This is a genomic window from Escherichia sp. E1130, from assembly GCF_005781065.1.
Classification (GTDB): Bacteria; Pseudomonadota; Gammaproteobacteria; order Enterobacterales; family Enterobacteriaceae; genus Escherichia.
In genome coordinates, this window is the sequence record NZ_VATL01000020.1 from 86,555 (window position 1) to 108,479 (window position 21,925).

The window sequence follows — 21,925 nt, forward strand, 5'->3', positions numbered from 1 at the left end:
GGAGAATAAAATGAAGTTTGTTGATGAAGCATCGATTCTGGTCGTTGCAGGTGATGGCGGTAATGGTTGCGTGAGCTTCCGCCGCGAAAAATATATTCCGAAAGGCGGCCCGGATGGCGGCGACGGCGGTGACGGTGGTGACGTATGGATGGAAGCCGACGAGAACCTGAACACGCTTATCGATTATCGTTTTGAAAAATCTTTCCGTGCAGAGCGCGGTCAGAACGGCGCAAGCCGCGATTGTACCGGTAAGCGCGGTAAAGACGTGACGATTAAAGTGCCGGTAGGTACGCGTGTAATCGACCAGGGTACCGGTGAAACCATGGGCGATATGACCAAACACGGTCAGCGTCTGCTGGTTGCCAAGGGCGGCTGGCACGGTCTGGGCAATACCCGTTTCAAATCGTCCGTTAACCGTACACCACGGCAGAAAACCAACGGTACGCCGGGCGATAAGCGCGAGCTGCTGCTGGAGCTGATGCTGCTGGCTGATGTCGGTATGCTGGGGATGCCAAATGCCGGTAAATCGACATTTATCCGCGCTGTCTCGGCGGCTAAACCGAAAGTAGCGGACTATCCGTTTACTACTCTGGTACCAAGCCTGGGCGTGGTACGTATGGACAACGAGAAGAGCTTCGTTGTTGCTGATATCCCGGGGTTGATTGAAGGTGCTGCGGAAGGCGCAGGTCTGGGTATTCGCTTCCTGAAGCACCTGGAACGTTGCCGCGTCCTGTTGCACCTCATCGATATCGATCCGATTGACGGCACCGATCCAGTTGAAAACGCGCGTATTATTATCAGCGAGCTGGAAAAATACAGCCAGGATCTGGCGGCGAAACCACGCTGGTTAGTCTTCAACAAGATCGACCTGCTGGATAAAGCAGAAGCTGAAGAGAAAGCGAAAGCGATCGCTGAGGCGCTGGGCTGGGAAGATAAATATTATCTGATCTCTGCGGCGAGCGGACTGGGTGTGAAAGATCTCTGCTGGGATGTGATGACCTTTATCATTGAAAACCCGGTCGTGCAGGCAGAAGAAGCGAAACAGCCTGAGAAAGTCGAATTCATGTGGGATGATTATCATCGTCAGCAGCTTGAAGAGATTGCTGAAGAGGATGATGAAGACTGGGATGACGACTGGGACGAAGACGACGAAGAAGGCGTTGAGTTCATTTACAAGCGTTAATCACTGATGACCAATGCCAAATAAGCCTGATGCGCTACACTTATCAGGCCTACAAGATGATTGCAATATATTGAATTTGAAAGATTTTGTAGGGCGGATAAGGCGTTCACGGCGCATCCGGCATAAACAAAACGCACTTTGTCAATAATCTGAAACCCCGGTCATGTGCCGGGGTTTCTTTTTGACTAATTGTTCTGGTAAATATCTTTATACAAACGGCTTTCAAAACGTACCAACGGAATACGGCGATTACGCTGATCCGCGGGTTCTACTGCATAACCAGAAAGATATTGTACGAACGCCATTCGTTGCCCGCTTGCTGTGGTGATGAATCCTGCCAGGTTATACACGCCCTGCAACGAACCTGTTTTCGCTGAAACTTTACCATCTACGCCCGCTTGATGCAGACCTGCACGGTACTGCAACGAACCATCGTAGCCTGCTAAAGGTAGCATTGAGATAAAGTTAAGCTCATTGTCGTGTTGGGCAATGTATTGCAGCACCTGCATCATGGTGGCTGGTGCAATCAGGTTATGCCGTGAAAGCCCCGAACCATCTGCAATAATCGTGTTGCCAATATCCACACCCGCCTGCTTACGCAGGATCTGACGCACGGCGTCCGACCCGGCACGCCATGTCCCCGGGACATTAAAGCGCGCATGACCAATCATGCGAAAGACGGTATCGGCGATCATGTTGTCGGACTTTTTCAGCATAATCTTAAGCAGATCGTGCAAAGGGGCCGACTGTTTACTGGCAACCACCGTTCCTGGGTCGTTAACCTGCGTTTGTCGCAGTAGCGTGCCGGAATAGGTAATGCCTGCCTGTTTTAACTCATCTTTCAGAATCGCTCCGGCGTAGCTGGCGCCATCCTGTACGGCAAAAGCCAACGGTAGCGGCTCTGAACGTTGTGGTAGGCATCCGGTTAACGTAAAGCGGTTAAGGTCGCCTGGCACCACATCCAGCTCGCAATATTGCGCTTCGGCTGAACCTCGGGGGAGAGTGCGTACCTGGCTGAACATAGTCACAGGGTAATAAGAGGCCACGCGAACAAAGGCCATATCACCGGGTTTTTGGGCACTGTAGAGCGAGACGGAAAAGCAATTGCGGTCAACAATGGCGGCGGCAGGCGGGGCGCTAAAGCATTGTGTCATATCGTTCCAGGGCCAGCCGGGGGCTTTATCGTGACTGGCAAAAATGGACGTGTCTATGAACACATTGCCATCGATTTGGGAGACGCCTGATTTTTTCAGGGTCGCCACCATATTACGAATATCCTGACGTTTTAGCGTCGGATCGGCACCAAATCGCGCCACTAAGTCACCCTTGAGTACGCCGTTCTCCACATTGCCTTTGGTTTCAAGTGTAGTGGTGAAACGAAAATCGGGGCCAAGTTGAATCAACGCCGCCAGCGCAGTGATCACCTTCTGCGTACTGGCGGGCAGCGCCATTTGCTGACTATGGTAATCAATAGCGGGGGCAGACGCGCCGACTTTTTGCACCATCAGGGCAAGGTTGGCGCCAGCGGGGAGTTGAGTAATGTACTCATCAACATTCGCGGCCTGAACACTGAACGCTATACAGCTGGTCAATCCGATGATAAATCTGGAAAATCGCATAATCTCGCGCTAACAACCTGGAATCGAGCCGTCATACTACGGCGCAACGCCCTATAAAGTAAACGATGACCCTTCGGGAACTTCAGGGTAAAATGACTATCAAAATGTGAATTATTGCTGGCCTGGGACCTGTTCCCGGGTCGGTATTTTTTTGCTTCTGGCCCCGACGAGGAGTTGTGCCGGGCATGCCGAACAGCCGGGGCGAGTGGAGACTCTCCCCATCAGGAATATTCAAGAGGTATAACAAATGCAAGCTATTCCGATGACCTTACGCGGCGCTGAAAAATTACGCGAAGAGCTGGATTTTCTGAAATCTGTGCGCCGTCCTGAAATCATTGCTGCTATCGCGGAAGCGCGTGAGCATGGCGACCTGAAAGAGAACGCCGAATACCACGCTGCGCGTGAGCAGCAGGGTTTTTGCGAAGGCCGTATCAAAGATATCGAAGCCAAGCTGTCGAACGCGCAGGTAATTGATGTCACCAAAATGCCAAACAATGGTCGCGTGATTTTTGGCGCTACCGTGACGGTTTTGAATCTGGATTCTGATGAAGAACAGACCTATCGCATCGTAGGCGATGACGAAGCTGACTTTAAACAGAACCTGATTTCTGTAAACTCGCCTATCGCTCGTGGACTGATTGGCAAAGAAGAAGATGATGTAGTGGTCATCAAAACGCCGGGCGGCGATGTAGAATTTGAAGTAATTAAGGTGGAATACCTGTAAGAATTACCCAATACTCAAAATGTTGATGTATTGTAAAGAAAGGAAAAAGGCCGCTATGCGGCCTTTTATCAACGAACAGAGCGTGGCATTTTGCTCTCCTGCTTGCGGAAAATCCCTCGTTTTACACAGCAAATGTGTGTAACTTTAGGATAATCTTAGCGTGGCAGCGAGATTTTACGTTCTTTAGTTGGACGATAAAGCACCAGCGTTTTACCGATGACCTGTACATTACAGGCGCCGGTTTCGCGCACGATAGCTTCCACGATCAAGGTTTTAGTTTCGCGATCTTCAGTGGCGATTTTCACCTTGATGAGTTCATGGTGCTCTAACGCTTGTTCAATCTCGGCCAGCACCCCTTCGGTCAAACCATTACTGCCAAGCAGAACAACTGGCTTGAGCGGATGTGCCAGACCTTTCAGGTGCTGTTTTTGTTTAGTACTCAGATTCATCGTATTTTTTTGCTTACGTTGGGATTGAAAACGGGTCATTCTACCGCCATCTCCCATATATCGCCAAATAGGCGCGTAAAAATTTACGCAATTGGTTACGATGAGTTATCCCAATGGGAAAGTTAAATGACAGGTAAGAAGCGTTCTGCCAGCTCCAGTCGCTGGCTTCAGGAACACTTTAGCGATAAATATGTTCAACAGGCACAGAAAAAGGGGTTACGTTCCCGTGCCTGGTTTAAACTTGATGAAATACAGCAAAGTGACAAACTCTTTAAACCGGGAATGACGGTTGTCGACCTTGGTGCTGCGCCAGGTGGTTGGTCACAATATGTGGTCACCCAAATTGGCGGCAAAGGCCGTATCATCGCTTGCGATCTTTTACCTATGGATCCTATCGTTGGTGTGGACTTTCTTCAGGGCGATTTTCGTGATGAACTGGTGATGAAAGCACTGCTGGAGCGCGTAGGCGACAGCAAAGTCCAGGTTGTCATGTCCGATATGGCACCAAACATGAGCGGAACACCGGCGGTGGATATCCCCCGTGCCATGTATCTGGTGGAACTGGCGCTAGAAATGTGTCGTGATGTATTAGCGCCAGGTGGCAGTTTTGTAGTGAAGGTGTTCCAGGGCGAAGGTTTCGATGAGTATCTAAGGGAAATTCGCTCCCTGTTTACGAAGGTCAAAGTTCGTAAGCCGGACTCTTCTCGTGCACGTTCGCGGGAAGTGTATATTGTAGCGACCGGGCGTAAACCCTAACCGGGAGATTTCAGACGAAAGTTTGAAAGCTGCTGGATATAGAGTATCCTGACGCTGTTTTTAACACAGTTGTAATAAGAGGTTAATCCCTTGAGTGACATGGCGAAAAACCTAATACTCTGGCTGGTCATTGCCGTTGTGCTGATGTCAGTATTCCAGAGCTTTGGGCCCAGCGAGTCTAATGGACGTAAGGTGGATTACTCTACCTTCCTACAAGAGGTCAATAACGACCAGGTTCGTGAAGCGCGTATCAACGGACGTGAAATCAACGTTACCAAGAAAGATAGTAACCGTTATACCACTTACATTCCGGTTCAGGATCCGAAGTTACTGGATAACCTGCTGACCAAGAACGTCAAGGTTGTCGGTGAACCGCCTGAAGAGCCAAGCCTGCTGGCTTCTATCTTCATCTCCTGGTTCCCGATGCTGTTGCTGATTGGTGTCTGGATCTTCTTCATGCGTCAAATGCAGGGCGGCGGTGGTAAAGGTGCCATGTCGTTCGGTAAGAGCAAAGCGCGCATGCTGACGGAAGATCAGATCAAAACGACCTTTGCTGACGTTGCGGGCTGCGACGAAGCAAAAGAAGAAGTTGCTGAACTGGTTGAGTATCTGCGCGAGCCAAGCCGCTTCCAGAAACTCGGCGGTAAGATCCCGAAAGGCGTCCTGATGGTCGGTCCTCCGGGTACCGGTAAAACGCTGCTGGCGAAAGCGATTGCAGGCGAAGCGAAAGTTCCGTTCTTTACTATCTCCGGTTCTGACTTCGTAGAAATGTTCGTCGGTGTGGGGGCATCCCGTGTTCGTGACATGTTCGAACAGGCGAAGAAAGCGGCACCGTGTATCATCTTTATCGATGAAATCGACGCCGTCGGCCGCCAACGTGGCGCAGGTCTGGGCGGTGGTCACGATGAACGTGAACAGACTCTGAACCAGATGCTGGTTGAGATGGATGGCTTCGAAGGTAACGAAGGTATCATCGTTATCGCCGCGACTAACCGTCCGGACGTTCTGGACCCGGCGCTGCTGCGTCCTGGTCGTTTCGACCGTCAGGTTGTGGTTGGCTTGCCAGATGTTCGCGGTCGTGAGCAGATCCTGAAAGTTCACATGCGTCGCGTACCATTGGCACCAGATATTGACGCGGCAATCATTGCCCGTGGTACCCCAGGTTTCTCCGGTGCTGACCTGGCGAACCTGGTGAACGAAGCAGCACTGTTCGCCGCTCGTGGCAACAAACGCGTTGTATCGATGGTTGAGTTCGAAAAAGCGAAAGACAAAATCATGATGGGTGCAGAACGTCGCTCCATGGTGATGACGGAAGCGCAGAAAGAATCTACCGCGTATCACGAAGCAGGCCACGCGATTATCGGTCGCCTGGTGCCGGAACACGATCCGGTGCACAAAGTGACGATTATCCCGCGCGGACGTGCGTTGGGTGTGACCTTCTTCCTGCCTGAAGGCGACGCAATCAGCGCCAGCCGTCAGAAATTGGAAAGCCAGATTTCTACGCTGTACGGTGGTCGTCTGGCAGAAGAGATCATCTACGGGCCGGAACATGTTTCTACCGGTGCGTCCAACGATATTAAAGTTGCGACCAACCTGGCACGTAACATGGTGACTCAGTGGGGCTTCTCCGAAAAACTTGGTCCGCTGCTGTACGCGGAAGAAGAGGGTGAAGTGTTCCTCGGTCGTAGCGTGGCGAAAGCGAAACATATGTCCGATGAAACTGCGCGTATCATCGACCAGGAAGTGAAGTTACTGATTGAGCGTAACTACAATCGTGCGCGTCAGTTGTTGAACGACAACCTGGATATTCTGCATGCAATGAAAGATGCGCTCATGAAATATGAAACCATCGATGCACCGCAGATTGACGACCTGATGGCACGTCGCGATGTACGCCCGCCAGCGGGCTGGGAAGAACCAGGCGCTTCTAACAATTCTGGCGACAATGGTAGTCCAAAGGCTCCTCGTCCGGTTGATGAACCGCGTACGCCGAACCCGGGTAACACCATGTCAGAGCAGTTAGGCGACAAGTAAGTTCCCGCATCAGATGACTGTATTTGTACCGAAAACCCCGGGGCGTGCTCCGGGGTTTTTTCTTATCAATTCATACCAGGGATAACACCATGAAACTCTTTGCCCAGGGCTCTTCACTGGACCTTAGCCATCCTCACGTAATGGGGATCCTCAACGTCACGCCTGATTCTTTCTCCGATGGCGGCACGCATAATTCGCTGATTGATGCGGTGAAACATGCGAATCTGATGATCAATGCTGGCGCAACGATCATTGACGTTGGCGGCGAGTCCACACGTCCAGGGGCTGCGGAAGTGAGCGTTGAAGAAGAGTTGCAGCGTGTTATTCCAGTCGTTGAGGCAATTGCGCAACGATTTGAAGTTTGGATCTCGGTAGATACATCCAAACCGGAAGTGATCCGTGAGTCAGCGAAAGCAGGCGCTCACATCATTAATGATATCCGCTCCCTTTCCGAACCCGGCGCCCTCGAAGCTGCTGCTGCAACTGGTTTGCCAGTATGCCTGATGCATATGCAGGGAAATCCAAAGACTATGCAGGAAGCGCCAAAGTATGACGATGTCTTTGCCGAGGTAAATCGCTACTTTGTTGAGCAAATAGCACGCTGCGAACAGGCTGGTATCGCAAAAGAGAAATTGTTGCTCGACCCCGGATTCGGTTTCGGTAAAAATCTCCATCACAACTATGCATTACTGGCGCGTCTGGCTGAATTTCATCATTTCAACCTGCCGCTGTTGGTGGGTATGTCACGAAAATCGATGATTGGACAGCTGTTGAACGTGGGGCCGTCCGAGCGCCTGAGCGGTAGTCTGGCCTGTGCGGTCATTGCCGCAATGCAAGGCGCGCACATTATTCGTGTTCATGACGTCAAAGAAACCGTAGAAGCGATGCGAGTGGTGGAAGCCACTCTGTCTGCAAAGGAAAACAAACGCTATGAGTAATCGTAAATATTTCGGTACCGATGGGATTCGTGGTCGTGTTGGGGATGCGCCGATCACGCCTGATTTTGTGCTTAAGCTGGGGTGGGCTGCGGGTAAAGTGCTGGCACGTCATGGTTCCCGCAAGATTATTATCGGTAAAGACACCCGTATTTCTGGCTATATGCTGGAGTCGGCGCTGGAGGCGGGTCTGGCGGCTGCCGGTCTTTCCGCGCTCTTTACCGGTCCAATGCCAACACCGGCCGTGGCTTATCTGACGCGTACCTTCCGCGCCGAAGCTGGGATTGTAATTTCTGCATCACATAACCCATTCTATGATAACGGGATCAAATTCTTTTCTATTGACGGCACCAAGCTGCCGGATGCAGTTGAAGAAGCCATTGAAGCTGAAATGGAAAAAGAGATTAGCTGCGTTGATTCGGCAGAACTGGGTAAAGCCAGCCGTATCGTTGACGCAGCGGGGCGCTATATCGAATTTTGTAAAGCCACGTTCCCGAATGAACTTAGTTTGAGCGAACTGAAAATTGTGGTGGATTGCGCCAACGGCGCGACTTATCACATTGCGCCGAACGTGCTGCGCGAGCTGGGAGCGAATGTTATCGCTATCGGTTGTGAGCCGAACGGCGTAAACATCAATGCCGAAGTGGGCGCAACTGATGTTCGTGCGTTACAGGCGCGCGTACTGGCTGAAAAAGCAGATCTCGGTATCGCCTTTGACGGTGACGGCGACCGCGTGATTATGGTTGACCATGAAGGTAATAAAGTCGATGGCGATCAGATCATGTATATCATCGCGCGTGAAGGTCTTCGTCAGGGCCAGCTGCGTGGTGGCGCGGTGGGTACATTGATGAGCAACATGGGGCTGGAACTGGCGCTGAAACAGTTAGGTATTCCATTTGCTCGTGCGAAAGTGGGCGACCGCTACGTACTGGAAAAAATGCAGGAGAAAGGCTGGCGCATCGGTGCCGAGAACTCCGGTCATGTGATCCTGCTGGATAAAACCACCACCGGTGATGGCATTGTTGCAGGTTTGCAGGTCCTGGCGGCTATGGCGCGTAACCATATGAGCCTGCACGACCTTTGCAGCGGCATGAAAATGTTCCCGCAGATTCTGGTTAATGTGCGTTACACCGCAGGTAGCGGCGATCCGCTTGAGCATGAGTCAGTTAAAGCCGTGACCGCAGAGGTTGAAGCTGCGCTGGGCAACCGTGGACGCGTGTTGCTGCGTAAATCTGGCACCGAGCCGTTAATTCGCGTGATGGTAGAAGGTGAAGACGAAGCGCAGGTAACCGAATTTGCGCATCGCATCGCTGACGCGGTAAAAGCAGTTTGATTCGATAGCTAACTGGCTAAAAAGGCGGCGATTGTCGCCTTTGTTCTTCTTAAGTACATCGGTTTTGCTGTTTTTTTCCGCAGTTGATACAATGCAATAAAATTGCCCTTGCGAAGGTCATTCGCTTTGGTTAGTATTCACACCCGCTTCAGTGGGAAAGATTAAAAACTCCCGCTTTATTGGTTGAAGCATTGGTACGCGGCAACTCCGCAAGGAACAGGTTGATTATGTACGAAGCTCTTTTAGTAGTTTTCCTTATTGTAGCAATTGGCCTTGTAGGTCTGATCATGCTGCAGCAAGGTAAAGGCGCTGATATGGGAGCCTCCTTCGGAGCAGGCGCTTCCGCTACGCTGTTTGGTTCAAGTGGTTCTGGTAACTTCATGACCCGCATGACGGCGCTGCTGGCAACGTTATTCTTCATCATCAGTCTGGTGCTGGGTAACATCAATAGCAACAAAACCAATAAAGGTAGCGAATGGGAAAACCTGAGTGCGCCGGCGAAAACCGAACAAACTCAGCCAGCTGCTCCGGCTAAGCCGACCAGCGATATCCCGAACTAAAAAGCAGTATCCGTGCCGAGGTGGTGGAATTGGTAGACACGCTACCTTGAGGTGGTAGTGCCCAATAGGGCTTACGGGTTCAAGTCCCGTCCTCGGTACCAAATTCCAGAAAAGAGACGCTGAAAAGCGTCTTTTTTCGTTTTAATGACCCGTCCTGAATGTCATCAACTTGACCAATTTCCGTAGCCTTTCGAACGTCAAACGAATCGGCGCAATAGTTCGTTCAGCTTCAGTTTTGCATGCGACAAGCGATATTAATCAACTCATGACATTGGCCAGCTTTGCTGGAACAGACATCTAAATCGTTATGCGCGATCACATTATATTGGTCGTAAAAAAGGCCGCATCGGCGGCCTTTAGCATGAAAGCTCTGAGATTACTTAACTTTATTTTCCAGATTCTCCACCTGCGGCAGGCCCGAAGAGGCGGAGGAGGAGAGCAGTCCAGTTTTGGCATAACCGAACAGCTTCTCGCGGGTATCGGTAATATCCAGGTTACGCATGGTCAGTTGACCAATACGATCTTCAGCCGTAAACATAGAGTCGCCTTTCTCCATGGTCAAACGCTCTGCTTTATAGGTCAGGTTGTCAGAGACGGTATTGAGGATCGAGTAGTCGTTCCCGCGACGCAGTTCCAGCGTCACTTCACCTGTTATCTGGCTGGCAACCCAGCGTTGCAGAGAGTCACGCAGCATCAGCGCCTGGGAGTCAAACCAACGCCCCTGGTACAGCAGACGGCCCAATTGACGACCATGTGTATGATACTGCTCAATGGTGTCTTCGTTGTGAATACCGGTCAACAGACGTTCATAAGCGATATGTAGCAGTGCCATCCCCGGAGCCTCGTAAATACCACGGCTTTTCGCTTCGATGATACGGTTTTCAATCTGGTCGCTCATGCCCAGGCCGTGACGACCGCCGATACGGTTAGCTTCCAGCATCATTTCTACGTCGTCGCTAAAGGTTTTACCGTTCAGCGCCACTGGATGACCTTGCTCAAAGCGTACTGTGACTTCTTCTGCCGGGATCTTCACGCTCTCATCCCAGAACTTCACGCCCATAATCGGGTTGACGATTTTGACGCTGGAGTTGAGGTATTCCAGATCCTTCGCTTCATGCGTTGCACCAAGCATGTTGGAGTCCGTGGAGTAGGCTTTTTCGACAGACATTTTGTAGTCGAAACCGCAGGCAATCATAAATTCAGACATTTCATGACGGCCGCCCAGTTCATCAATAAAGTCAGTATCAAGCCACGGTTTGTAAATCTGCAGTTCAGCATTGGTCAGCAGACCGTAACGATAGAAACGTTCGATATCGTTTCCTTTATAGGTGCTGCCGTCACCCCAGATATTCACGCCATCTTCTTTCATGGCAGCAACCAGCATGGTACCGGTCACGGCGCGGCCCAGCGGCGTCGTGTTGAAATAGGTCAGGCCGCCAGTAGTGTTATGAAATGCGCCACATTGAATAGCGGCAATACCTTCGGCCACCAGTTGTTTGCGGCAGTCGATCAGACGTGCGTTCTCCGCGCCGTATTCCATGGCACGACGAGGGATCGCATCGTAATCCTCTTCGTCTGGCTGGCCCAGGTTTGCAGTATATGCATAAGGAACCGCTCCCTTTTTTCGCATCCACAGCAGTGCGGCACTGGTGTCCAGACCGCCAGAAAAAGCGATACCAATACGTTGACCTACCGGGAGATGCTTGAGAATCGTCGTCATAAAATAACACCCTGCTTAATTAACTGATGATGAGCCTGGATTTCCGCTCTAACTGAATTTTTATGCAAAATAAATGAGTTTTCATTTAATCATCTTTTATCGGAGACAGGAAGAGTTTAGTGTGTTTTTTGTAAAATAATGCGCTTAAGGGAGAACAGGAGAAGACAAAAGTATTCAACAAATGAAAGTGAACTGGATATTCATTCATGTGATTAGCAATAAATGTTGACAAAATGTGGCGTGGATCACTATAATACCTGCAGATTTTACGTCCCGTCTCGGTACACCAAATCCCAGCAGTATTTGCATTTTTTACCCAAAACGAGTAGAATTTGCCACGTTTCAGGCGCGGGGTGGAGCAGCCTGGTAGCTCGTCGGGCTCATAACCCGAAGGTCGTCGGTTCAAATCCGGCCCCCGCAACCACTTTCCCTTAGAGTTCTTTTTCAAATATACTGTGAAGACTTCGGCCTTCGTAGTGGGATTTGAAAAAATCCTTCTGGAAAGTGCTCCAGACCGCAGTTGCGGTTATAGGGTTCAGTTATATAAAGCCCCGATTTATCGGGGTTTTTTGTTATCTGACTACAGAATAACTGGGCTTTAGGCCCTTTTTTTATGTCTTGGGGGTGGGCTTGTCCACATTAGAGCAAAAATTAACAGAGATGATTACTGCGCCAGTTGAGGCCCTGGGTTTTGAGCTGGTTGGCATCGAGTTTATTCGCGGTCGCACATCCACACTGCGCATCTATATTGATAGTGAAGATGGCATCAATGTTGATGATTGTGCTGATGTGAGCCACCAGGTAAGTGCTGTGCTGGATGTTGAAGATCCCATCACCGTTGCTTATAACCTGGAAGTCTCCTCACCGGGTCTCGATCGCCCACTGTTCACGGCTGAACACTACGCCCGTTTTGTCGGAGAAGAGGTGACTCTGGTTCTCCGTATGGCGGTACAAAACCGTCGTAAATGGCAGGGCGTTATCAAAGCGGTAGACGGTGAAATGATCACAGTTACCGTCGAAGGTAAAGATGAAGTGTTCGCGCTGAGTAATATCCAGAAGGCGAACCTGGTTCCCCACTTTTAATAGTCTGGATGAGGTGAAAAGCCCGCGATGAACAAAGAAATTTTGGCTGTAGTTGAAGCCGTATCCAATGAAAAGGCGCTACCTCGCGAGAAGATTTTCGAAGCATTGGAAAGCGCGCTGGCGACAGCAACAAAGAAAAAATATGAACAAGAGATCGACGTCCGCGTACAGATCGATCGCAAAAGCGGTGATTTTGACACCTTCCGTCGCTGGTTAGTTGTTGATGAAGTCACCCAGCCGACCAAGGAAATCACCCTTGAAGCCGCACGTTATGAAGATGAAAGCCTGAACCTGGGCGATTACGTTGAAGATCAGATTGAGTCTGTTACCTTTGACCGTATCACCACCCAGACGGCAAAACAGGTTATCGTGCAGAAAGTGCGTGAAGCCGAACGTGCGATGGTGGTTGATCAGTTCCGTGAACACGAAGGTGAAATCATCACCGGCGTGGTGAAAAAAGTAAACCGCGACAACATCTCTCTGGATCTGGGCAACAACGCTGAAGCCGTGATCCTGCGCGAAGATATGCTTCCGCGTGAAAACTTCCGCCCTGGCGACCGCGTTCGTGGCGTGCTTTATTCCGTTCGCCCGGAAGCGCGTGGCGCGCAACTGTTCGTTACCCGTTCCAAGCCGGAAATGCTGATCGAACTGTTCCGCATTGAAGTGCCAGAAATCGGCGAAGAAGTGATTGAAATTAAAGCAGCGGCTCGCGACCCGGGTTCTCGTGCGAAAATCGCGGTGAAAACCAACGATAAACGTATCGATCCGGTAGGTGCTTGCGTAGGTATGCGTGGCGCGCGTGTTCAGGCGGTTTCTACTGAACTGGGCGGCGAGCGTATCGATATCGTCCTGTGGGATGATAACCCGGCGCAGTTCGTGATTAATGCGATGGCACCGGCAGACGTTGCTTCTATCGTGGTGGATGAAGATAAACACACCATGGATATCGCCGTTGAAGCCGGTAACCTGGCGCAGGCGATTGGCCGTAACGGTCAGAACGTGCGTCTGGCTTCGCAGCTCAGCGGTTGGGAACTCAACGTGATGACCGTTGACGACCTGCAGGCTAAGCATCAGGCGGAAGCGCATGCAGCGATTGACACCTTCACCCGTTATCTCGACATTGACGAAGACTTCGCGACTGTCCTGGTAGAAGAAGGTTTCTCAACGTTGGAAGAACTGGCCTATGTGCCGATGAAAGAGCTGTTGGAAATCGAAGGCCTTGATGAGCCGACCGTTGAAGCACTGCGTGAGCGTGCTAAAAATGCACTGGCCACCATTGCACAGGCCCAGGAAGAAAGCCTCGGTGATAACAAGCCGGCTGACGATCTGCTGAACCTTGAAGGGATAGATCGTGATTTGGCATTCAAACTGGCCGCCCGTGGCGTTTGTACGCTGGAAGATCTCGCCGAACAGGGCATTGATGATCTGGCTGATATCGAAGGGTTGACCGACGAAAAAGCCGGAGCACTGATTATGGCTGCCCGTAATATTTGCTGGTTCGGTGACGAAGCGTAATAAACTGTAGCAGGAAGGAACAGCATGACAGATGTAACGATTAAAACGCTGGCCGCAGAGCGACAGACCTCCGTGGAACGCCTGGTACAGCAATTTGCTGATGCAGGTATCCGGAAGTCTGCTGACGACTCTGTGTCCGCACAAGAGAAACAGGCTTTAATTGACCACCTGAACCAGAAAAATTCAGGTCCGGACAAATTAACGCTGCAGCGTAAAACACGCAGCACCCTTAACATTCCTGGTACCGGTGGAAAAAGCAAATCGGTACAAATCGAAGTCCGCAAGAAACGCACCTTTGTGAAACGTGACCCGCAAGAGGCCGAGCGCCTTGCGGCGGAAGAGCAAGCGCAGCGTGAAGCGGAAGAGCAAGCCCGTCGTGAGGCAGAAGAATCGGCCAAACGCGAGGCGCAACAAAAAGCTGAACGTGAGGCCGCAGAACAAGCTAAACGTGAAGCCGCTGAACAAGCGAAACGTGAAGCTGCGGAAAAAGACAAAGTGAGCAATCAACAAGACGATATGACTAAAACCGCCCAGGCTGAAAAAGCCCGCCGTGAGCAGGAAGCTGCAGAGCTCAAGCGTAAAGCTGAAGAAGAAGCGCGTCGTAAACTCGAAGAAGAAGCACGTCGCGTTGCTGAAGAAGCACGTCGTATGGCGGAAGAAAATAAATGGACTGATAACGCGGAACCAACTGAAGATTCCAGCGATTATCACGTTACTACCTCTCAACATGCCCGTCAGGCAGAAGACGAAAGCGATCGTGAAGTCGAAGGCGGCCGTGGCCGTGGTCGTAACGCGAAAGCAGCGCGTCCGAAGAAAGGCAACAAACACGCTGAATCAAAAGCTGATCGCGAAGAAGCGCGTGCAGCGGTACGTGGCGGTAAAGGCGGAAAACGTAAAGGTTCTTCGCTGCAGCAGGGCTTCCAGAAGCCTGCTCAGGCCGTTAACCGTGACGTTGTGATCGGCGAAACCATCACCGTTGGCGAACTGGCTAACAAGATGGCGGTTAAAGGCTCTCAGGTCATCAAAGCGATGATGAAACTGGGCGCAATGGCAACCATCAACCAGGTTATCGATCAGGAAACCGCACAGCTGGTTGCTGAAGAGATGGGCCACAAAGTTATCCTGCGTCGTGAAAACGAGCTGGAAGAGGCGGTAATGAGCGACCGTGACACGGGTGCTGCGGCTGAACCGCGCGCGCCGGTTGTGACCATCATGGGTCACGTTGACCACGGTAAAACCTCTCTGCTGGACTACATTCGTTCAACGAAAGTGGCCTCTGGCGAAGCGGGCGGCATTACCCAGCACATTGGTGCATACCACGTTGAAACTGAAAACGGCATGATCACCTTCCTGGACACCCCGGGGCACGCCGCGTTTACTTCAATGCGTGCACGTGGTGCGCAGGCAACGGACATCGTAGTCCTGGTTGTTGCTGCAGACGACGGCGTAATGCCGCAGACCATCGAAGCTATCCAGCACGCGAAAGCGGCGGGTGTTCCGGTAGTGGTTGCTGTGAACAAAATCGATAAACCAGAAGCCGATCCGGATCGCGTTAAGAACGAACTCTCTCAGTACGGCATCCTGCCAGAAGAGTGGGGCGGCGAAAGCCAGTTCGTACACGTATCTGCAAAAGCGGGTACCGGTATTGATGAACTGCTGGATGCTATCCTGCTGCAGGCTGAAGTCCTGGAACTGAAAGCCGTACGTAACGGGATGGCGAGCGGTGCGGTTATCGAATCCTTCCTCGATAAAGGTCGTGGTCCGGTTGCTACTGTACTGGTACGCGAAGGTACTCTGCACAAGGGCGATATCGTTCTGTGTGGCTTCGAATACGGTCGTGTTCGTGCGATGCGTAACGAACTGGGTCAGGAAGTGCTGGAAGCGGGTCCGTCCATTCCGGTGGAAATCCTCGGCTTGTCCGGTGTTCCGGCTGCGGGTGATGAAGTTACCGTTGTACGTGACGAGAAGAAAGCACGTGAAGTTGCACTGTACCGTCAGGGCAAATTCCGCGAAGTTAAACTGGCTCGTCAGCAGAAATCTAAACTCGAGAACATGTTCGCCAACATGACCGAAGGCGAAGTTCACGAAGTGAATATCGTCCTGAAGGCAGACGTACAGGGTTCTGTGGAAGCGATCTCCGACTCCTTGCTGAAACTGTCTACTGACGAAGTTAAAGTGAAGATCATCGGTTCTGGTGTAGGTGGTATCACCGAAACCGACGCCACCCTGGCTGCGGCGTCCAACGCCATCCTGGTTGGCTTTAACGTTCGTGCTGATGCCTCTGCACGTAAAGTGATTGAAGCGGAAAGCCTGGATCTGCGTTACTACTCCGTCATCTATAACCTGATCGACGAAGTGAAAGCGGCGATGAGCGGTATGCTGTCTCCTGAACTGAAACAGCAGATTATCGGTCTGGCGGAAGTTCGTGACGTGTTCAAATCGCCGAAATTTGGTGCCATTGCAGGCTGTATGGTTACCGAAGGTGTGGTTAAACGTCACAACCCGATCCGCGTCCTGCGCGACAACGTGGTTATCTACGAAGGTGAGCTGGAGTCCCTGCGCCGCTTCAAAGATGACGTTAACGAAGTCCGTAACGGTATGGAATGTGGTATCGGCGTTAAGAACTACAACGACGTCCGCACTGGCGATGTGATCGAAGTATTCGAAATCATCGAGATCCAACGTACCATCGCTTAAGGTTTTTAGGGTTCCATGCGGGATAAGGCGTTTACGCCGCATCCGGCATGGATTGCCTGATGCGACGCTGGCGCGTCTTATCAGGCCTACGTGAACAGCCCTTCCACCTGAAATTAATTTTAAAAAGGGGCTAACAGCCCCTTTTTTGTCAGGAGAATTTATTATGGCGAAAGAATTTGGTCGCCCGCAGCGCGTAGCGCAGGAAATGCAAAAAGAGATTGCTCTCATCCTGCAGCGTGAAATTAAAGATCCTCGTCTGGGCATGATGACCACCGTTTCCGGTGTCGAAATGTCTCGTGACCTGGCGTATGCCAAAGTATATGTGACGTTCCTCAACGACAAAGATGAAGACGCGGTTAAAGCGGGCATCAAAGCGTTGCAGGAAGCTTCTGGTTTCATCCGCAGCCTGCTGGGTAAAGCGATGCGTCTGCGTATCGTGCCGGAACTGACCTTCTTCTACGACAACTCACTGGTTGAAGGGATGCGTATGTCAAATCTGGTGACCAGCGTGGTCAAACATGACGAAGAACGTCGTGTTAACCCGGACGACAGCAAGGAGGACTAATGAGTCGTCCTCGTCGTCGCGGTCGCGACATTAACGGCGTTTTGTTGCTGGATAAACCGCAGGGTATGTCCAGCAACGATGCGCTGCAAAAAGTGAAACGTATATATAACGCCAACCGTGCCGGACACACCGGTGCGCTGGACCCGCTGGCAACTGGCATGTTACCGATTTGCCTCGGGGAAGCGACGAAGTTTTCCCAGTATCTGCTGGACTCCGACAAACGCTATCGGGTGATTGCGCGTCTTGGACAGCGTACCGATACTTCTGACGCAGATGGACAAATCGTTGAGGAGCGTCCGGTAACCTTTAGCGCAGAGCAACTGGCGGCGGCGCTGGATACTTTCCGTGGCGATGTCGAACAGATCCCTTCGATGTATTCAGCACTGAAATATCAGGGCAAAAAACTGTACGAATACGCGCGTCAGGGCATTGAAGTTCCACGTGAAGCGCGCCCGATTACCGTTTATGAATTGCTGTTTATTCGCCATGAAGACAATGAGCTGGAGCTGGAAATTCACTGCTCAAAAGGCACTTATATCCGCACTATCGTTGACGACCTGGGTGAAAAACTCGGCTGTGGCGCGCATGTTATTTACCTGCGCCGTCTGGCGGTAAGTAAATATCCGGTTGAACGGATGGTGACCCTGGAGCACCTGCGTGAACTTGTTGAGCAAGCTGAACAGCAGGATATTCCGGCTGCGGAGTTACTTGATCCATTACTGATGCCAATGGACAGTCCAGCTTCGGACTATCCGGTGGTGAATCTTCCGTTAACGTCTTCTGTTTACTTCAAAAATGGTAACCCAGTTCGTACATCTGGTGCGCCGCTGGAAGGACTGGTTCGTGTTACAGAAGGTGAGAATGGCAAGTTTATCGGTATGGGTGAAATTGACGATGAAGGCCGCGTAGCGCCTCGTCGCCTGGTGGTTGAATATCCGGCGTAATGTTAACCGTCTTGCGATAACAGGTCGCTACGAGTAGAATACTGCCGCTTAACGTCGCGTAAAATATTTAACACTTTGCGTAACGTACACTGGGATCGCTGAATTAGAGATCGGCGTCCTTTCATTCTATATACTTTGGAGTTTTAAAATGTCTCTAAGTACTGAAGCAACAGCTAAAATCGTTTCTGAGTTTGGTCGTGGTGAAAACGACACCGGTTCTACTGAAGTTCAGGTAGCACTGCTGACTGCACAGATCAACCACCTGCAGGGCCACTTTGCAGAGCACAAAAAAGATCACCACAGCCGTCGTGGTCTGCTGCGCATGGTTTCTCAGCGTCGTAAACTGCTCGACTACCTGAAACGTAAAGACGTAGCACGTTACACCCAGCTCATCGAGCGCCTGGGTCTGCGTCGCTAATTCTTGCGAGTTTCAGAAAAGGGGCCTGAGTGGCCCCTTTTTTCAAACTGACGGCAGCAATTCACTGGAAACTAATGTATTGTTGCTATGAATGATCTTCCGTTGCAGAGGTTCGCGCGGCTAATGAGAGGCTTTACCCACATTTGGCTGGGTTAGGGTTGTCATTAGTCGCGAGGATGCGCAGAAGATCGGGTATTAACACCAGTACCGTAAGGTGCTGTCTAAGAAAGAAAAGGGTATTACATTGCTTAATCCGATCGTTCGTAAATTCCAGTACGGCCAACACACCGTGACTCTGGAAACCGGCATGATGGCGCGTCAAGCCACTGCCGCTGTTATGGTTAGCATGGATGACACCGCGGTATTTGTTACCGTTGTCGGCCAGAAAAAAGCCAAACCAGGTCAGGACTTCTTCCCACTGACCGTTAACTATCAGGAGCGTACCTACGCTGCTGGTCGTATCCCGGGTAGCTTCTTCCGTCGTGAAGGCCGCCCAAGCGAAGGCGAAACCCTGATCGCGCGTCTGATTGACCGCCCGATTCGCCCGCTGTTCCCGGAAGGCTTCGTCAACGAAGTTCAGGTTATCGCCACCGTGGTTTCTGTTAACCCGCAGGTTAACCCGGATATCGTCGCGATGATTGGTGCTTCCGCAGCACTGTCTCTGTCTGGTATTCCGTTCAATGGTCCGATTGGTGCTGCCCGCGTAGGTTACATCAATGACCAGTACGTACTGAACCCGACTCAGGACGAGCTGAAAGAGAGCAAACTGGACTTGGTTGTTGCGGGTACTGAAGCCGCTGTACTGATGGTTGAATCTGAAGCTGAACTGCTGAGCGAAGACCAGATGCTGGGCGCAGTAGTGTTCGGTCATGAACAACAGCAGGTTGTTATTCAGAACATCAATGAACTGGTGAAAGAAGCCGGTAAACCGCGTTGGGACTGGCACCCGGAGCCGGTAAACGAAGCGCTGAACGCGCGCGTTGCTGCACTGGCTGAAGCTCGTCTGAGCGATGCTTACCGCATCACCGACAAACAAGAGCGTTATGCGCAGGTTGACGTCATCAAATCTGAAACCATCGCGACGCTGCTTGCTGAAGATGAAACCCTGGACGAAAACGAACTGGGTGAAATTCTGCACGCTATCGAGAAAAATGTTGTTCGTAGCCGCGTACTGGCAGGCGAACCGCGTATCGACGGTCGTGAAAAAGATATGATCCGTGGTCTGGATGTGCGTACTGGCGTGCTGCCGCGTACTCACGGTTCTGCGCTGTTCACCCGTGGTGAAACGCAGGCGCTGGTTACCGCAACGCTGGGTACTGCACGTGACGCGCAAGTTCTTGATGAACTGATGGGCGAACGTACTGACACCTTCCTGTTCCACTACAACTTCCCTCCGTACTCCGTAGGTGAAACCGGCATGGTCGGTTCTCCGAAGCGTCGTGAAATTGGCCACGGTCGTCTGGCGAAGCGCGGCGTGCTGGCAGTAATGCCGGATATGGACAAATTCCCGTACACCGTACGTGTTGTGTCTGAAATCACCGAATCCAACGGTTCCTCTTCTATGGCTTCCGTGTGCGGCGCGTCTCTGGCGCTGATGGACGCAGGTGTGCCGATCAAAGCCGCTGTTGCGGGTATCGCGATGGGTCTGGTGAAAGAAGGCGACAACTACGTTGTACTGTCTGACATTTTGGGTGACGAAGATCACCTGGGCGATATGGACTTCAAAGTTGCGGGTTCCCGCGACGGTATCTCTGCACTGCAGATGGATATCAAAATTGAAGGTATCACCAAAGAGATCATGCAGGTTGCACTGAACCAGGCTAAAGGTGCGCGTCTGCACATCTTGGGTGTAATGGAACAGGCGATCAACGCGCCGCGTGGCGATATCTCTGAGTTCGCACCGCGTATCCATACCATCAAGATCAACCCGGACAAGATCAAAGATGTTATCGGTAAAGGCGGTTCTGTAATCCGTGCTCTGACCGAAGAAACAGGCACCACCATCGAAATCGAAGATGACGGTACTGTGAAGATCGCAGCGACCGATGGCGAGAAAGCGAAACACGCAATTCGTCGTATCGAAGAGATCACTGCAGAAATCGAAGTGGGCCGCGTCTACAATGGTAAAGTGACCCGTATCGTTGACTTTGGCGCATTTGTTGCCATTGGTGGCGGTAAAGAAGGTCTGGTCCACATCTCTCAAATCGCTGACAAACGCGTTGAGAAAGTGACCGATTACCTGCAGATGGGTCAGGAAGTACCGGTGAAAGTTCTGGAAGTTGATCGCCAGGGCCGTATCCGTCTGAGCATTAAAGAAGCGACTGAGCAGTCTCAACCTGCTGCAGCACCGGAAGCTCCGGCTGCTGAACAGGGCGAGTAAGGTTGCCATTTGCCCTCCGCTGCGGCGGGGGGCTTTTAACCGGGCAGGACGCCTTGTTAGCAACCGGGAACAGGACGTTCATTCAACCGTGGTCTTCGGGAGTGGGAAATGAAGCCTTTTTTGCGCTGGTGTTTCGTTGCGACAGCACTTACGCTTGCAGGATGCAGTAATACTTCCTGGCGTAAAAGTGAAGTCCTCGCGGTACCATTGCAACCGACTTTACAGCAGGAAGTGATTCTGGCACGTATGGAACAAATCCTTGCCAGTCGGGCTTTAACCGATGACGAACGCGCACAGCTTTTATATGAGCGCGGAGTGTTGTATGATAGTCTCGGTCTGAGGGCATTAGCGCGTAACGATTTTTCGCAAGCGCTGGCAATCCGACCGGATATGCCTGAAGTATTCAATTACTTAGGCATATATTTAACGCAGGCAGGCAATTTTGATGCTGCCTATGAAGCGTTTGATTCTGTACTTGAGCTTGATCCAACTTACAACTACGCGCACTTGAATCGCGGGATCGCATTATATTACGGCGGTCGTGACAAGTTAGCGCAAGATGATCTGCTGGCGTTTTATCAAGACGATCCCAATGATCCTTTCCGTAGTCTGTGGCTTTATCTCGCCGAGCAGAAGCTCGATGAGAAGCAGGCTAAAGAAGTGTTGAAACAGCACTTCGAAAAATCGGACAAGGAACAGTGGGGATGGAACATTGTCGAGTTCTACCTGGGCAACATTAGCGAACAAACGTTAATGGAAAGGCTCAAGGCGGACGCAACGGATAACACCTCGCTCGCTGAGCATCTCAGTGAAACCAACTTCTATTTAGGTAAGTACTACCTAAGTCTGGGGGATTTGGACAGCGCCACGGCACTGTTCAAACTGGCGGTTGCCAACAACGTTCATAACTTTGTTGAGCACCGATACGCATTGTTGGAATTATCGCTCCTGGGCCAGGACCAAGATGACCTGGCAGAATCGGACCAGCAATAGCTGACGTACACATCAGC

General features: G+C 51.4%; 18 protein-coding genes and 2 tRNA genes. 17 read left to right on the top strand and 3 right to left on the bottom strand.

The window, feature by feature from the left end:
* The first annotated feature begins 10 nt into the window (after positions 1 to 10).
* Positions 11 to 1,183: an Obg family GTPase CgtA gene (gene cgtA / locus FEK66_RS18925; protein ID WP_000673561.1), complete on the top strand. Its 1,173-nt coding sequence runs from the start codon at positions 11 to 13 to the stop codon at positions 1,181 to 1,183.
* 185 nt (positions 1,184 to 1,368) lie between these two features.
* Here the strand turns inward: cgtA and dacB are convergent, their stop codons facing one another.
* Positions 1,369 to 2,802: a serine-type D-Ala-D-Ala carboxypeptidase gene (gene dacB, locus FEK66_RS18930; protein WP_130204590.1), complete on the bottom strand. Its 1,434-nt coding sequence runs from the start codon at positions 2,800 to 2,802 to the stop codon at positions 1,369 to 1,371.
* A gap of 247 nt (positions 2,803 to 3,049) precedes the next feature.
* Between dacB and greA the strand changes: the two genes are divergently transcribed.
* On the top strand, positions 3,050 to 3,526 hold the full coding sequence (gene greA, locus FEK66_RS18935; RefSeq protein WP_064529530.1) for a transcription elongation factor GreA: 477 nt from the start codon (positions 3,050 to 3,052) through the stop codon (positions 3,524 to 3,526).
* Between the two features lie 155 nt (positions 3,527 to 3,681).
* Here greA and yhbY read toward each other — a convergent pair whose 3' ends face one another.
* Positions 3,682 to 3,975, bottom strand: coding sequence for a ribosome assembly RNA-binding protein YhbY (gene yhbY, locus FEK66_RS18940; RefSeq protein ID WP_001054420.1), 294 nt, complete (start codon positions 3,973 to 3,975; stop codon positions 3,682 to 3,684).
* A gap of 126 nt (positions 3,976 to 4,101) precedes the next feature.
* Between yhbY and rlmE the strand changes: the two genes are divergently transcribed.
* The 6 genes from rlmE to FEK66_RS18970 all read left to right on the top strand — a co-directional run bounded on the left by rlmE (position 4,102) and on the right by FEK66_RS18970 (position 9,694).
* Positions 4,102 to 4,731, top strand: a complete 630-nt coding sequence (gene rlmE / locus FEK66_RS18945; RefSeq protein WP_000145975.1) for a 23S rRNA (uridine(2552)-2'-O)-methyltransferase RlmE — start codon at positions 4,102 to 4,104, stop codon at positions 4,729 to 4,731.
* A gap of 99 nt (positions 4,732 to 4,830) precedes the next feature.
* Positions 4,831 to 6,765, top strand: coding sequence for an ATP-dependent zinc metalloprotease FtsH (gene ftsH, locus FEK66_RS18950; protein ID WP_064529531.1), 1,935 nt, complete (start codon positions 4,831 to 4,833; stop codon positions 6,763 to 6,765).
* A gap of 89 nt (positions 6,766 to 6,854) precedes the next feature.
* Entirely contained in the window at positions 6,855 to 7,703 is an 849-nt protein-coding gene (folP, locus tag FEK66_RS18955) for a dihydropteroate synthase (protein WP_135495198.1), read from the top strand.
* A complete protein-coding gene (gene glmM, locus FEK66_RS18960; protein ID WP_000071134.1) occupies positions 7,696 to 9,033 on the top strand; it encodes a phosphoglucosamine mutase in 1,338 nt (445 codons plus the stop codon). Before folP ends, glmM begins: the two co-directional genes overlap by 8 nt.
* Before the next feature lie 227 nt (positions 9,034 to 9,260).
* Positions 9,261 to 9,593: a preprotein translocase subunit SecG gene (secG, locus tag FEK66_RS18965; protein ID WP_001295556.1), complete on the top strand. Its 333-nt coding sequence runs from the start codon at positions 9,261 to 9,263 to the stop codon at positions 9,591 to 9,593.
* A 14-nt stretch (positions 9,594 to 9,607) separates the two neighbouring features.
* Positions 9,608 to 9,694: transfer RNA gene (locus tag FEK66_RS18970), tRNA-Leu, on the top strand.
* A gap of 275 nt (positions 9,695 to 9,969) precedes the next feature.
* On the opposite strand, the gene argG is transcribed toward FEK66_RS18970, so the two are convergent.
* Positions 9,970 to 11,313: an argininosuccinate synthase gene (gene argG / locus FEK66_RS18975; RefSeq protein ID WP_135495197.1), complete on the bottom strand. Its 1,344-nt coding sequence runs from the start codon at positions 11,311 to 11,313 to the stop codon at positions 9,970 to 9,972.
* A 347-nt stretch (positions 11,314 to 11,660) separates the two neighbouring features.
* On the opposite strand from argG, the gene FEK66_RS18980 reads away from it, so the two are divergent.
* From FEK66_RS18980 to nlpI, 9 genes are all read left to right on the top strand, one after another.
* A tRNA-Met gene (locus tag FEK66_RS18980) sits at positions 11,661 to 11,737 on the top strand.
* A gap of 206 nt (positions 11,738 to 11,943) precedes the next feature.
* Positions 11,944 to 12,396, top strand: coding sequence for a ribosome maturation factor RimP (gene rimP, locus FEK66_RS18985; RefSeq protein ID WP_001300397.1), 453 nt, complete (start codon positions 11,944 to 11,946; stop codon positions 12,394 to 12,396).
* Between the two features lie 27 nt (positions 12,397 to 12,423).
* A complete protein-coding gene (nusA, locus tag FEK66_RS18990) occupies positions 12,424 to 13,911 on the top strand; it encodes a transcription termination factor NusA (protein ID WP_130204598.1) in 1,488 nt (495 codons plus the stop codon).
* 24 nt (positions 13,912 to 13,935) lie between these two features.
* Positions 13,936 to 16,608 (top strand): translation initiation factor IF-2, encoded by a 2,673-nt coding sequence (gene infB / locus FEK66_RS18995; protein ID WP_130204600.1) that lies wholly within the window; start codon positions 13,936 to 13,938, stop codon positions 16,606 to 16,608.
* Positions 16,609 to 16,771: 163 nt separating this feature from the next.
* Complete coding sequence (rbfA, locus tag FEK66_RS19000; RefSeq protein ID WP_001040205.1) at positions 16,772 to 17,173, top strand: 30S ribosome-binding factor RbfA; 402 nt, start codon at positions 16,772 to 16,774, stop codon at positions 17,171 to 17,173.
* A complete protein-coding gene (gene truB, locus FEK66_RS19005) occupies positions 17,173 to 18,117 on the top strand; it encodes a tRNA pseudouridine(55) synthase TruB (protein WP_135495196.1) in 945 nt (314 codons plus the stop codon). The genes rbfA and truB overlap by 1 nt, the downstream gene beginning before the upstream one ends.
* Before the next feature lie 148 nt (positions 18,118 to 18,265).
* Complete coding sequence (rpsO, locus tag FEK66_RS19010) at positions 18,266 to 18,535, top strand: 30S ribosomal protein S15 (protein ID WP_000059470.1); 270 nt, start codon at positions 18,266 to 18,268, stop codon at positions 18,533 to 18,535.
* 244 nt (positions 18,536 to 18,779) lie between these two features.
* Positions 18,780 to 20,915: a polyribonucleotide nucleotidyltransferase gene (gene pnp / locus FEK66_RS19015; protein WP_130260168.1), complete on the top strand. Its 2,136-nt coding sequence runs from the start codon at positions 18,780 to 18,782 to the stop codon at positions 20,913 to 20,915.
* A 108-nt stretch (positions 20,916 to 21,023) separates the two neighbouring features.
* Entirely contained in the window at positions 21,024 to 21,908 is an 885-nt protein-coding gene (gene nlpI / locus FEK66_RS19020) for a lipoprotein NlpI (RefSeq protein WP_000802080.1), read from the top strand.
* Positions 21,909 to 21,925 lie beyond the last annotated feature (17 nt).